Annotated in this window: 11 protein-coding genes; 4 read left to right on the plus strand and 7 right to left on the minus strand. The window is 43.7% G+C overall.

Going from position 1 to position 14,388, the window contains the following annotated elements; all coding sequences use genetic code 11:
- Positions 1-56: 56 nt before the first annotated feature.
- Positions 57-779 carry an IS21-like element helper ATPase IstB gene (gene istB / locus K3G39_RS10395; RefSeq protein WP_220626110.1) on the plus strand — a complete coding sequence of 241 codons (723 nt, stop codon included), beginning with the start codon at positions 57-59 and terminating at the stop codon, positions 777-779.
- 411 nt (positions 780-1,190) lie between these two features.
- Here istB and K3G39_RS10400 read toward each other — a convergent pair whose 3' ends face one another.
- The 7 genes from K3G39_RS10400 to K3G39_RS10430 all read right to left on the minus strand — a co-directional run bounded on the left by K3G39_RS10400 (position 1,191) and on the right by K3G39_RS10430 (position 11,867).
- The gene (locus K3G39_RS10400) at positions 1,191-3,167 is read right to left on the minus strand and encodes a T9SS type A sorting domain-containing protein (RefSeq protein ID WP_220626111.1); all 1,977 of its coding nucleotides are present in this window, start codon (positions 3,165-3,167) and stop codon (positions 1,191-1,193) included.
- A gap of 802 nt (positions 3,168-3,969) precedes the next feature.
- Positions 3,970-6,540, minus strand: a complete 2,571-nt coding sequence (locus K3G39_RS10405) for a T9SS type A sorting domain-containing protein (RefSeq protein ID WP_220626112.1) — start codon at positions 6,538-6,540, stop codon at positions 3,970-3,972.
- A gap of 767 nt (positions 6,541-7,307) precedes the next feature.
- On the minus strand, positions 7,308-9,071 hold the full coding sequence (locus K3G39_RS20835; RefSeq protein WP_255594234.1) for a T9SS type A sorting domain-containing protein: 1,764 nt from the start codon (positions 9,069-9,071) through the stop codon (positions 7,308-7,310).
- Between the two features lie 412 nt (positions 9,072-9,483).
- Positions 9,484-10,179 (minus strand): metallophosphoesterase family protein, encoded by a 696-nt coding sequence (locus tag K3G39_RS10415; protein WP_220626113.1) that lies wholly within the window; start codon positions 10,177-10,179, stop codon positions 9,484-9,486.
- Between the two features lie 91 nt (positions 10,180-10,270).
- Complete coding sequence (locus K3G39_RS10420) at positions 10,271-10,510, minus strand: hypothetical protein (RefSeq protein ID WP_220626114.1); 240 nt, start codon at positions 10,508-10,510, stop codon at positions 10,271-10,273.
- 99 nt (positions 10,511-10,609) lie between these two features.
- Positions 10,610-10,921: a hypothetical protein gene (locus tag K3G39_RS10425; protein WP_220626115.1), complete on the minus strand. Its 312-nt coding sequence runs from the start codon at positions 10,919-10,921 to the stop codon at positions 10,610-10,612.
- 76 nt (positions 10,922-10,997) lie between these two features.
- Positions 10,998-11,867 (minus strand): SDR family oxidoreductase, encoded by an 870-nt coding sequence (locus K3G39_RS10430; protein WP_220626116.1) that lies wholly within the window; start codon positions 11,865-11,867, stop codon positions 10,998-11,000.
- 114 nt (positions 11,868-11,981) lie between these two features.
- Between K3G39_RS10430 and K3G39_RS10435 the strand changes: the two genes are divergently transcribed.
- From K3G39_RS10435 to K3G39_RS10445, 3 genes are all read left to right on the plus strand, one after another.
- On the plus strand, positions 11,982-12,227 hold the full coding sequence (locus tag K3G39_RS10435) for a 4a-hydroxytetrahydrobiopterin dehydratase (protein WP_220626117.1): 246 nt from the start codon (positions 11,982-11,984) through the stop codon (positions 12,225-12,227).
- Between the two features lie 81 nt (positions 12,228-12,308).
- Positions 12,309-13,001: a 16S rRNA (cytidine(1402)-2'-O)-methyltransferase gene (rsmI, locus tag K3G39_RS10440; RefSeq protein WP_220626118.1), complete on the plus strand. Its 693-nt coding sequence runs from the start codon at positions 12,309-12,311 to the stop codon at positions 12,999-13,001.
- A 156-nt stretch (positions 13,002-13,157) separates the two neighbouring features.
- Positions 13,158-14,381, plus strand: a complete 1,224-nt coding sequence (locus tag K3G39_RS10445) for a DUF4105 domain-containing protein (protein ID WP_220626119.1) — start codon at positions 13,158-13,160, stop codon at positions 14,379-14,381.
- The last annotated feature ends 7 nt before the right edge of the window (positions 14,382-14,388 follow it).

The following is a 14,388-nucleotide window of genomic DNA, read 5'->3' on the forward strand; positions in this document are numbered from 1 at the left end:
CAAGCCTTCCCTTTAAACCACTATAAACCACTTTAAACCACTATAAACCATAAAGTATGATGATGCAGATTGAATCACAACTCACCCGCCTGCGCCTGCATGGCATGAGCCGCAGCTGGCAGGCCCTTTTGGAAACACGAAAGAGCCACGAGCTGAGCTTGAGCGAGGGGCTGGCACTATTATTACAGGCCGAGGAAGAAGACAGATCCGACCGGCGTTTTGAGCAGCTAAAGCGGAATGCCCGCTTCCGCTATCAGGCCTCTGTGGAGGAGCTGCGGCTGGAGGCTGCGCGGGGGCTGGACAAGGGGCTGATCCTGGGCCTGGCCACCGGGGAGTACCTGGCCAAGGCAGAGTCCGTGCTCATTAGCGGGGCCACTGGCTGCGGCAAGAGCTTCCTGGCTTCGGCGCTGGGGCACCAGGCCTGTGCCCAGGGCTACAAAGTAGCTTACTACAACGTGCAGAAGCTGCTGTTGCGCACCAAGATGGCCCGCCTGGACGGCACCATCTATAAGTTCCTGGAGAAGCTCTCCAAGACGGACCTGCTGATACTCGACGACTTTGGGCTGACGCACCTGGAGCAACAGCAGCGCCTGGATCTGATGGAGATCATCGAAGACCGCCATGCCAAGGCCTCCACCATTATTGCCAGTCAGTTACCGGTCGCCAGCTGGTATGATGTAATTGGAGAAGAAACCATAGCCGATGCCATTCTCGACCGGCTGGTGCACTCCTCTTACAGAATCGAGCTAAGAGGTGAAAGTTTAAGAAAAAAGCAGTAAAATTGTCAGTCCATCGGACGCTAAAAACAAAACCTATCTCGTGGGGTCAGTATGCCCGGATTGGGGGTCAGCATCACCGGAATATCTAGTTATCTCACAAAAAAATGCAAGTATTATGTGATGTTTTATATTTGCCGCACCTATATTAATACTGCACTAAGTAAAAATAGCCATTGACATAACCTCATTTAATAACCACCAACACAGCACTAGAATTCAGTCAACTAAAACGCCTATATAGTTAATTACTAATGGCTTATACTAGTACATAGAGATATGAAAAGAGGGTTAGTAGATAATCTTTTTAGAATTAAGGCCTTGGGTCGGCTACTGTTAAAAATACTTACACCTAAAACAAGAAAGGGCTGCAGTTTCCTGCAGCCCTTTCTTGTTTTAGGTGTTATGACTTGGCTAGCGCTTCATCAACTTAAAGGTATACTTTGTATCATTATCCAGTACATGTAGTATGTATATGCCTTTAGTTCTCACGCTTCGCATATCGACTGTAATGGAGTTGCCCGATGTCTCCTCAGTGCGCTGTTGCAGCACCTTGCCCATCGCGTCCATTAACACGACCTGTACATTGCGGGCTTCTGTACCATTGAGCGTTACGATAACGGCATCATCAAATGGGTTCGGATATACTGAAACTGTTCCATTACCTGCGTCCAAAGCCACAGCTCTGATGGGTGAGTAGGAAGTAGTACCATCAAAGTCCATTTGCTTCAGGCGGTAGTAACGGGTGCCAGACACTGCTTTTGTATCCAGGAAGTTGTAGTCCTGGCGCAGAGAAGTGGTTCCTACCTTGCTTTCCACAAAACCAATCTCCTTGAATTCTCTGCCATTGTTGGACACCTGCACTTCGAAGCCTTTGTTCTCCAACTCTGAAGCAGTAGCCCAGGTCAGGCTCACGCCTTGGGTCTGCGCTTGTGCTTTGAAGAACATAAGTTCAACCGGGAGAGGCGTGATGGACTCTGTAGTTGCTATAAATGAATTTTCAGTATAGCAATAAGATCCGTTAGGTATTAAAACACATTGGAAGACTACATCTCCGTTGGGTACTACTGCCAAATTTAATTCATATGAATTCTCTCCGATGGAAGCAAAAGCACTTCCGTTGACACTTATGGACCACTTATACTCAGCAATTAGATTATTGTCCCGCAACGCTGAGTTTAATGTAAGTGTTGCGGATTCACCTGCTTCTAAAGTTGGATATATAATTTCAGTTAAAGCATCTTGCCAATCTAGAATCTCAACTTCAGTTTCTACCCTAGCACTTTCGCAATTTGTTCCATTTACAATAGCAACATAGTATTTTCCTGCTATTGAAGTGGAATAGGTAGCGCCGTTTGCTCCTGCAATAGCTGTACCGCCTGTAGGTTGGGTATACCAGCGGTAGCTTTGGCTTGCAGTGGCTCCCGAGGCAGTTAAAGTTGCTTCATTATTTACACAGCTAATTACTTTTGTATCTCCTACCGTTGGAGCAAAAGGTGGATTTAAGGTAACTTGGATAGTTACAGGTGCACTCTCAACCGAACATTCAGAAGCGGTGTTAACTTTGGTTACTCGATAAGTTCCAGGCCTATTTGCAGTATATGTTGCTCCAGTTTGGCCGCTAATTACATTACCATCTGGATCATACCACTTATATTGCTCCCAGCTACTAAGGTTGCCAGTCGCTGACAATTGAACACTAGCGTTACAACTAGTTACAGTTCTGTTCTGAACTGTTGGAATAGAGGGGGTTATACAGGTACGTGTAACAATTAAGTCGTCCAATATCATTGAGATTGGACTAGAGTAAATCGCAAGTCTATTTACAAGCAAAGATAGGTATAGAGGCTGCTGACTAGTAACTCTAAACTTACTAGATGTAAATGTTGTATAACCTGAAGACACAGGGACATTATTATTTGAAGGATTCAAAATTCTATTTCCTCCAGTAGCATTCCTCGCAGCAGCAGCGCTAGTACCTTTTCTTATTCTGAGTCTACCATTCACTCCACTAGTTCGTGCTTTTACTGCCACTTGATATTCATATCCCTCTTGTAACGTAAGAGATGGATTCAAGTCTATAAAACCTGAATATTCGTATTGCCAGTAGATGAATATGTCAAACCCTTGCCCTTGCACTGTTAACCTTTCATTACTAATGCTTGCATTACCTACTGTGAGATTTTCAGAGCTCACATGATTATTATAAGTGCCATCAAACTTATTATCATAAATCGTCTTTGTTTGAGCTGAAGCTGCAATTATTAAGAAGTAGAATATACTTGTAAATATAAACGTAGTTAAAGATTTACCTTTCCAAGCAATTCCTAAGACTTTGTCAACTGACTGGTTTGCGATACCGGCATGAATTAAATTGTAGATGTGTTTCATATCGTATATATTAAGGTTAGAAGATTCAGGATAGTTAGTGGCTTGACCAAAGCCCGAGTAAAGGCATAGCAATCCCAGCAATACTTTTTTCTAAAGTATTTTTTTAGTGCTCTATTTAGAGAGCGCTAACCTTATAGGTATATCTTGACTAACTATGAGACAATATGTGGCATATCAGCTTATAGCACCCTTTTACCTATTAAAACATTTATAGAAATTATTTTGCCCTTGAGGTATATATGTATAATTAACTATTTACATAAAACAATATTAGTTATAACATTGATAAATACCCACACAATTATTATTATTTTTTCAATAAAAAATACATAAATTGTACTAATGATTAATACTTTTGGCATTTGCCTTAAGTATAAAGTAGTTCCTACTTAAATATAAGCTATTGGCTATCAGGGATTTATACACAAAAGGCAAGCATAGATTAAATTTCACCAGATATTCTGGGTTTTGCCACAACAATTCTGCTCGTCTTTATATACTTGAATACGCTCTTACAACACCTGAACTATCCCAAATTATGGGTACATTTTGTTAGGCTCATTACTTTAGGTATCACCTTGTAAAAGATCGAGTATAATTGCGCTATTGGTGCTTATCCGAAATCGGCATTTATTTATTTTATAATTCGGATTATTTAGTGCTCTTTTAATTATGATATGCTCTAAACTACATTCATAACTAACTATAATGCTTTGGTGTTAATAAATCATGAGCAGAAGTTATAACAAGAAAGGGCTGCAGTTTCCTGCAGCCCTTTCTTGTTTTAGGTGTTATGACTTGGCTAGCGCTTCATCAACTTAAAGGTATACTTTGTATCATTATCCAGTACATGTAGTATGTATATGCCTTTAGTTCTCACGCTTCGCATATCGACTGTAATGGAGTTGCCCGATGTCTCCTCAGTGCGCTGTTGCAGCACCTTGCCCATCGCGTCCATTAACACGACCTGTACATTGCGGGCTTCTGTACCATTGAGCGTTACGATAACGGCATCATCAAATGGGTTCGGATATACTGAAACTGTTCCATTACCTGCGTCCAAAGCCACAGCTCTGATGGGTGAGTAGGAAGTAGTACCATCAAAGTCCATTTGCTTCAGGCGGTAGTAACGGGTGCCAGACACTGCTTTTGTATCCAGGAAGTTGTAGTCCTGGCGCAGAGAAGTGGTTCCTACCTTGCTTTCCACAAAACCAATCTCCTTGAATTCTCTGCCATTGTTGGACACCTGCACTTCGAAGCCTTTGTTCTCCAACTCTGAAGCAGTAGCCCAGGTCAGGCTCACGCCTTGGGTCTGCGCTTGTGCTTTGAAGAACATAAGTTCGACTGGGAGAGGGGTGATTGGAAGATCATCAATGTAAAATGAATTTGCTTCGAAACCATTTATACCTAGATTACCAGTACTGCTGGCTAAACTTGAAAAACAGAATTTACTAGGATCTTTCACACGCACAGCAACTCTAAATCCATCGATATTTCCTTCCATCTTACCAATTTCCCAGTCTCTAGTTATTGCTCCTGTCTCCCAATTAGTGGAACCTACTCTTCGTACAAACCACTGGACACGCTCAATTTCTTCTTCTTCTGATGGAATGTTGGTTGTAAATTTAAATACCGCTGGCTCATCAAGTGCTAAAACAGGTGGCTCAATAATTTCGCCCGTGGCAATATTATTATTAGTCGCTCGTACAGCTAATTCTTCAGTATAGTTACTACATGAGTTTGAAACAGTAACTTTAATTGTTGCTCTGTAATCTGTAGAAGGATAATTAATAGTTATTTGATTTGTAGCTGCACCATTTATAATTGGGGTTGCTGTAAACCCTACTTCAGGAGTCACTGTCCAAGCATAAACTGCACCTGCAACGTTGGGCACACTATAAGTCACTCCTGTAGCTCCTCGGCACACTACAGCGTAACCATCTATATTATTAGAAATTAATTGAGGCAAAGCATTGACTGTTGCAGCCGCTGTTGTAGAACTTTCACAACGGGTAGCTATATTAACAGTACTAAATTGAATCGTCGAAGTAGCACTCGTAGGAGTGAAAGTATATGTTAATCCATCCACTATTGCTCCGTCATGATACCATCTGTAAACCATACCTGGCCGAACCACAGGAGAAAGTGTAACTGGATTTCCTAAGCAACCTTCTACCGTATATGCATTTGGAGCTGCAGGTAACTTATTACCATTACTAGGAACTTCGAAATCTCGTTTATCACTCTCGCAACTATTGTCTTCTTTTGCAATAGATACATAATAAATTACTGGGTTACCTGCTGTTTCTACTATTAATGTTGGTCCCGTATTAGATAGAGGAGTATTGCCTCTATACCATACATACTTTTCTCCTTCTCCAGCACCACTTGCATAAAAAGTTATCACTTCTTTTCCCTTAGAGTTACAATCCAAATTAGAAGAAATGCTTGGAGTTTGAAGTTTACCTCCTGTCGCAGTCACTTTAACCTTTTCACTTTCACACCCTCCACCAGGGGCTTTAATAGTTACATAAAATTCTTTTGTTTGACCTACAGCAACAGTAGTACTAAATGTATTACCTTGAGCGACTTCTATAGCTCCATTTAAATTAGAGTCATACCAATGATATGTTGCATTTGTTGGAGCTCCTGAGGCCATCATTTCTATACTGCCACCCGCACAACTATAACCATCTATTACAACAGGTTTCACACTCCCAATTCTTGCCCATACTGGTATGCGATTCGTTTCATATCCTGACACTATTCTACTAACATAGTATACTCGGTCCGAGGTCAAATTTCCTGTAGTTAAAGTGCCGTTTCTTTGTCCTTCTACAAAAGAGTTATCGTTACGATACCATCTATACCCGCCCGGTTCACCGCCTGATGCAGTAAGAGTAACTGAGCCCCTATCGCAACGTTGCCCTGATTCTGCTGTGAGAATTACACCTTCAATAGTAAATAAATTCGAAAAGCTATCTTTATTACCAGTTACTTTCCGCACACTTATATCCATACTTCCTAGTAATAATCTATTACTAGGAATTACAATGCGGATGTAATTATTTTCAACTTCAACTGGCTTAATATAGTCTGTACTATTCCCAATTCTAATACTTAATGGGTTACCATTGTTATCCTTAAAATTTGTCCCATTTATTGTTAAGGTTACATCATGACCAAACACAACACGACGTGGTATAATTTCGGAAATTGCAGGTACCTGCTGTCCCACGCTTTCCCCGCTCACTAAGAAGAAAAAGCTTAGCAACAATAATGAGAAGATTTTACTTACCGCAGCAGTTCCCGAAACTTTGGTAGATAGTCGCTGGGTGTAAGCGACCTTAGTTGGATTGTAGATGTGTTTCATAATGATAAAAAAATTAGAAGATTCAGTTTAGCGACTTGACCAATGTCTAGGTATGGACACAGTAATCCAGCATATACTTTTCACAGTATTTTTTAGAACTCTAATCCTAGAGTACTAACCGGGTAGGTATAGTTTGATAGCTATAAGGCAGTAACCATATACTGCCTTATAGCTATCACTTATTAACCATTAAAATATTCGGAAGAATTATTTTGCCCTTTAACCAAATTGGTCTAAATTATTATTACTATAAAGCAATATTAATTAGAGAACAGGGATTTTCAATACAATTATTGTTATTTTTTTTATTGAATATTTACAAATTGCACCGTAATTGAACACATCTTATCTTTTATTTCACTCTAATAGTAATGATATTTAACACCATGAATCATTCACTATCAGTGATTTATAATCAATATTGATCGAACTTGGGAATTGCACGAAATATTCAATTTAATAGTGCACGAATCCATTTTTAAATTCGATCAGCTTGCTTTCTTTATTGCACCTGAGTTTGCTATTAAACAGATCACGGACGATTCAATTATTGGGATATAACTGTACTTTCATGACTTTTGACCATCAGAAAGCATATTCCTGTACAGAATGAGTTAGTAGATTATAAGCAAATTTCTTTTAAGAAAGGGCATGATTTATATAGGCCCACATACATTAGTAAGCCACATAAAAAGCTTAAAAATCGTTGCATAAAAAAGGGCTGCAGTTTCCTACAGCCCTTCATGTATTGTTACGACTTTGCCTGCCTATCGCTTCATGAGCTTGAAGGCGGACTTCTTGCCTTTGTCGTACACGTTTAGAATGTACATTCCACTGGTGGTGATGCCCCCGATGCTCACACTAATCGAGTTGCCCGCCGTCTCTTCCACTGTTTCGAGTAGAACCTTGCCCATCGTGTCGGACAGCACGGCTCTTATTTGACGCGCTTCTGCACCCGTCAGCTTCACAGTTACTACATCATCGAATGGGTTAGGATAAGCCGATACAGTTCCGTTGTCGCCTTCCAGGGCCACCGAGCGTACAACCGAGAAGGATGAAGTACCATCAAAGTCTATTTGCTTGAGGCGGTAGTAGCGAGTGCCCGAAACTGCTTTGGTATCTATAAAGCTATACTCTTGGCGCAGGGAGGTGGTTCCTACTTTGCTCTCTACAATGCCGATAGCTGCGAAGTCTCTGGCATTAGAGGACACCTGCACCTCGAAGCCCTTGTTATCCAGTTCTGATGCCGTTGCCCAAGTCAGTTTAACTCCTTTCGTATCGCGCTGTGCTTTAAAAGATATAAGCTCGACTGGCAGGGGGACAATTGGGGGGCCTGCTATAGTGTATAGACCATTACCTAATCCTGTCTTAATAAATGTGTTGCCGCTACGGGTATAATCCGTTGATAATGCAAGACTTGATGCTTGGTCTCCATTATACATTTTGTAAACAGATATATCTTGCGTAATCTCGTGATTCAAAAACATCAAGTTTGCAATTATATTTGCTCCCGTACTACCGCTTACCTGGTAAATGCGTTTTGCACTTTCATTACCTTCAACATTTATTGGATTTACCCCAGTCGTACGAACAATAGTAATAGTTGCACTACTAGTCGAGTTATTAGCAATAACAGCTCCCATTCCAAAGTTCCCTGAACCGCCTGCAGGAATAGCTCTTACAGCCCGCACATTTCCCGTGATATAATTGTCTTTGTCTTCTGTTGTCGCAATTTTCGCTTCCTCTGCCAATGTCAATACATAAGGTATAGCTGGAGTGACAGCAGTATTATTCCCTATAGCAAGTTTACCTCCATTAACTAGTGATAAGTTTCCATTTACTGTAACATTTGTATATAATGTTGCTGCAGCAGTTCCTGTACCTATATCTCCATCTATAATGAGATTTTGAAAAGGTTGTGGAGTCGTAACAGGAGTGTTGCTACCAACAGTAAAGCTTCTAGGTGTTATCACATTAACACCTAGGCCATACCTTACAGTACTTGCAGAACCGCAAATGAAGTTTAATTTCCCAGTTTCTGTAGCGGATGTTGTAACAACTAGATTACCATTCACTGTTACGTTCATAGAGGCTTGATTACTTTGATTTGATGCGTTAAGAGTAAGAGTAGCAATTGTGAGGGTGCCATTAATAACTATACTTGGGTTTACGTTTCCTTGTGCAAAGTCCATTGATAAAGCTTTACAATGAGCAATGAAATCAATTGGCACTGTTACGATATAGCTGTTTCTAATAATTACATCATCATCAGCTCCTGGATAATGAATCCCAGCTATAAGCGGCTGACCTACTGCGGGAGCAGTGACACCCCAGGTAGATGGGCTATTCCAATCACCAGAGGCCTTATTTTGTGTTGTTGCAGTAAACGTAGCAGCAAACCCCTCCCCACTCAATAGCAGGAAAAATCCAAGCAACAAAAATAAAATGATCTTACTGCTAACCGCCGTTCCCATGGCTTTAGCATTTGGCTGCAAAGCAGCAGTTGTGTTTGAACTGTAGAAGTGTTTCATAAAAAGATAATTGTTTAGAAGATTCAGGTGATATCTGCCGTTAAAAGCAGGAAAGTTTAGGCAAAGCGATTCCAGCATGCTTGTTCAAGCAATTAATTGCATCTGCAAATTTTAAAGCCCATTTCTAATTTGTCAGAGAGCAAATGGACTTGCTACAGCTAACCAAATCTGATTAAAGCCTAGTTAAATATTCTGGAATTTTGTGTTGCCTTATAGCTACTGAGTATAAAAAAGTATTTATATAAAGCAATATTAAGAATTGCATCATAAAAACACACATTATTTATGTTAATTATTTTATTGGATTTTCACAAATTGCACCGATTCAGCGAGGTTTAATGCAGAAATACATCTTTAAATAACAAACCTAAAGTCATTAAATATTGCATATAACGATTTAAACAATTAATTATCAACTCTTTCTGCGTACGCCATAAGGACGATCTAAATTGCACTGAATATTCAATAAATTAGTGTCTAAATCCAAGGAAATTAGATTGCCATAGGCGGCGTTTTTGTAGTACACACAGCCTGCATCGAGGTTGATACGGGCATCCTGGTGTGCAACACTTTTCTTTAGGGTATGAAGGGGTGTTGGGGTATGGCCGTGCAGGAGTCTCTTGTTATGCAGCCTATTCCGGTCGATGTCATAGTGCCTGATGTTGAGCATGGCTTCTTTGTCTCTGAACAGATCATCCTGATGAAAGTCAAAGCCGGCGTGCACCAAAAAATAATCTGGTAATTCGAGGTAATAGGGGAGAGAGTCCAGGAAGTTGGCGTAGGTGGTGGGGAGTTTTTTGAAGTCATGCATTCCGAAGCTTTGGAGTACTAAACCTTTTTCCTGGTCTGACAGGTTCAGCGCCGATTCCCCTTTGGAGGCAGCTTTAAGTAGCATCTGGTCGTGGTTACCGCGCAGGCAGTGCACCTGGTATTGCTGCTTCTGTAGATGGATGATAAAGTCCAGTACACCTTTGCTGTCGGGTCCCTTGTTTACGTAGTCGCCCAGCAGGTATAGTTCGTCCGTTTTTTTGAGCTGCAACTGCTCGAGCACGAGTGCTTTAAAGGTACGGGCACAACCGTGTATATCACTGATCGCGTATCGGGCCATAGCGGGGTGCGTCTGGTCTGAATCGGTTTGAATTGACTAAAAAAATAGCACCTGTATTATGGGCAGGTGCTATTTTTAGCTGTTTTTCTGATTAGTTATACTTGTTATTGTCTAAACCGGGCTTGTCGTGGTTACGGTTCGGATTATTAACCCGCACATTGGCTCCGGTTTCATCCGCATCATCCACGGTATACTTCTTTTCCAGCTCCTCGTGCTCAGCTCTTGTGCTGTTTGGATCCACTGGCTTACCGCCAGCAGCCTTATCCTGACCACGTCCAGTAGGATTTCCTGAGTTTTCCCCTCCAGGCTGGGTATGCTTATATGATGGCATAATGTGTCCTCCTTGTATTTAAGTTAAAAATAATGAGGTATGCTACTTCGGTCTATACCTGCCAGCAGCTATACCTTGTGTAAAATTCTATGCTGTTGATCAGGTGCCGCGACCTTCGTCTTCGGTACGCATATTGTCCGGTGGTGGCGTGCCGTCGTCAGCAAAATCGTTGACGCCGGTGGCTGATGGTCCCTCAGAAGCGGTGTCGCTGCCGAAGCCCTCTTTGCCGTCGCGGTTACCGAAGCCGCCGCGCTGGTGTTCATTCTTGGGCGGATCTGCACCCGGTATGATATGCCCGGCCCGGAATTCCTGATCCGTGGTATCGTCTTCAATCACGCGTACCGGCCTGTTTTTGGCGGCTTCGCTGTGCTCTGATTCGCCTGCGTGTTTATCGTTTTCTTTGTTCTCCATAGTTATGTCTTTATCATGCCCCGCTCGGGAGCTATACCTGTTTTTACTCCAATTCGGCTGCTATGGTTTAGTTTGATTAGCTGCCCACCTGTTCGCCGCCGTTCACATGAATCACTTGCCCGGTTATATAAGAGCCATCTTCCGATGCCAGTAAAACATAAGCGGGCGCTACTTCTGATGGCTGTCCAGGGCGCTTCAGTGGAACATCCTGCCCAAACTCCTTTACTTTCTTCTCATCAAAAGAGGCAGGTATAAGAGGCGTCCAGATCGGGCCGGGCGCCACTGCATTTACGCGTATTTTCTTTTCAGCCAGGTTGGCTGACAGGGAGCGGGTAAAAGCGGTGATGGCTCCTTTGGTAGAGGCGTAGTCCATGAGGTGGTGGCTGCCGCGGTACGAGGTAACAGATGTGGAATTAACAATGGCGCTGCCCTCCTTCATATGTTCCAACGCGGCTTTTGTCATGTAGAACATCGAGAAGATGTTGGTCTGGAAAGTGCGCTGCAACTGGTCTTTCGAGATGTGTTTCAAGTCGGTTTGCTCGTGTTGCTCGGCCGCGTTGTTTACGAGTATGTCTAGCCCTCCAAGTTCCTTTACAGCTTGTTTCACTGCATTTCTGCAAAAGGTTTCATCCCCAATATCACCCGAAATGATCACTCCTTTGCGCCCTTCTTTCTCGATAAGTTGGAGCGTGTCTTTGGCATCCTTGTCTTCGTTCAAGTATATGATAGCCACATCAGCTCCTTCTCGGGCAAAATGCACAGCCACTGCACGGCCTATACCACTGTCGCCGCCTGTAATCAGCGCTTTTTTGCCTTTCAGTTTATCGCTGCCTTTGTAGTTTTCGCGTATGTACTCGGGCTGCGGCGTCATCTTGTGCTCTTTGCCCGGTTGCACTTCCTGTTCCTGAGCGGGTACTTCTTTTGGTTTGTTTGCCATAGTTTTCATAGTTTTAGTGTGATTGCAGTCCATACCTATACGCCTGCAATTTTAGCCTAGTTACTGCAACCCGATATCCTGCGTTGTAGCCGGCCGTTTATACCTTAAATATGTCACCAGATTATGTGGAGAGAAACAGACAATAAACTTACCCGCAGCTTCCAGTTCAAAGACTTCAGGACGGCGATGGCTTTTATGAATAAAGTGGCCGATGTGGCCGAGGAGCTTAACCATCACCCGTGGTGGAGCAATGTATACAACAGAGTAGAGATCGAGCTGACCACCCACGACGCCGGCAACACCGTGACAGACAAAGACCTGGAGCTGGCCCGCCGCATTGATGTGCTTTATGATAACTTGATGGTATAATTCGTCAGAAGCAGTAATAACTTGTAAGCTGGCAAAGCAGTCAGCGGTGTACAATAGACAATTAAGTAATACCTTTGCTGCATGCAGGAACCTGAAAAAACCAACCTATACCTGGTGCCGACACCCATCGGCAACCTGGAGGATATTACGCTGCGAGCTATACGCATTCTGAAGGAGGTAGACGTGATTCTGGCCGAAGATACCCGCACCAGCGGCAAGCTGCTGCAGCACTTAGGGATAGAGAAGCGCATGCACAGCCACCACCTGCACAACGAGCACAAAGCCAGTGCCCACTTGGCGGAGCGCATGAAGGCAGGCGAGGTAATGGCCCTCATTTCAGATGCCGGCACGCCAGGTATATCTGACCCGGGCTTCCTGCTCGTGCGCGAATGCCTCAAGGCGGATCTCAAAGTAGAGTGTCTTCCTGGGGCAACCGCTTTTGTGCCTGCTTTGGTCAAATCTGGCTTTAGCACCGACCGTTTTACATTTGAGGGATTCCTGCCTTTGAAAAAAGGACGGCAGACACGCCTGATCAGTTTAGCAACAGAGGAGCGCACCATGATTTTCTATGAGTCTCCGCACCGGCTGCTTAAAACGCTCACACAGTTCAAGGAGTACTTCGGAGGCGAACGCATGGCTTCTGTTTCACGTGAAATCTCAAAGATGTTTGAAGAGACCATTAACGGTACCCTAGACGAACTGATCGAAATCTTTACTACCAAAGCCATTAAAGGGGAATTTGTGCTGGTAGTTTCCGGAGCGGGAGCGAAGTAGGAACACGACTAACACAACGAACAGTATACCTGTGTTGGAAGCGCAGCAAATTTGGGGAACAGAATAGCCAGACTATTGGGCTTCGGTTTTTTAATAGATTAAAAACTTTGACAAAATCGTGGCACATGATAGAAGCGTCGCGGTAAGAAAATAACTATGAAGCTATACCTTAAAAAGCTTTCACTCATATTTACCTTGCTTCTCATTACCTTGCAGGTGCAGGCGCAATTTGAGGGCACCCGCCTGTCTCCTGAGGCTAAAATTAGTCTGATCACCTGCTCGCCGGGCGATGAGCTCTATGCCATTTTTGGGCACAGTGCCGTGCGCGTCAACGACCCCGCTACAGGTATGGACATCGTGTTCAACTACGGCACCTTCGACTTCAACGAGCCGGGCTTTTACGTCAAGTTTATCCGGGGCAAGCTCAATTACAAGCTTTCCATCGCCTACTTCCAGGATTTCGCCTACAGCTATACCTTAGACAACCGCTCTATTTACGAGCAGGAGATGAACTTTACAGAAGCGCAGAAGCATCAGTACTGGCAGTTTCTCACAAACAACTACCTGCCCCAGAACCGCTTTTACCTCTACGACTTCTTCTTCGATAACTGCGCCACCCGCATCCGGGATGGCATAGAAGCTACGTTCCCCGAGCAAGTGGCCTTCAACATCGCGCACCTGGACCAAGACATGAGTTTCCGCAATCTGATCGACCTATACCTGCCACCGCAGCCCTGGTCCGACTTTGGCATCGACCTGGCCCTTGGCGCACCGATCGACCAGAAAGCTACGCCTTACGAATACATGTTTTTGCCCGATTACCTTTCCAAGGGTTTCGCCAGCGCCACCATTCAGCAAAACGGGCAGCAGGTGCCTTTGGTAGGTGAGCCAAAAGTTATTTTCCAGAACACCCCAACGCCGGCCTCAACTGGTGGCCTGTTAAATCCGGTACTGGTGTGGTGGCTGTTTTTCGGCATTGTGCTGGCTATTACCGCACTCGACTACAAGCGCCGCAAGCGCAGCCGCATGTTTGATGTGTTCCTGTTCCTGATCACGGGTCTGCTGGGCGTGCTGCTGTTCCTGCTCTGGTTTGCTACCGACCATCAGGCAGCTGCCAACAACTTTAATTTGCTTTGGGCACTGCCTACACACATTATAGCCGCAGCTTTCCTGGCCAGACCGGTGCTGCCGGGCTGGTTGCAGAAGTACATGCTGGTAACGGCCGTGTTGGCTTTCATCACGCTGTTGTTATGGTTGGTATGGCCGCAGCAATTACATACCGCTGTTTTCCCGATTGCCTTAGCCCTCTTGGTAAGAGCCGCGTATACGGTTTGGGCTGCCAGACAGCCATGGTTATCAGCAACACGAACACTAAAATAAAAGAGCG

Origin of the sequence: Pontibacter sp. HSC-14F20, from assembly GCF_019599265.1 — a bacterium.
Lineage (GTDB): Bacteria > Bacteroidota > Bacteroidia > Cytophagales > Hymenobacteraceae > Pontibacter.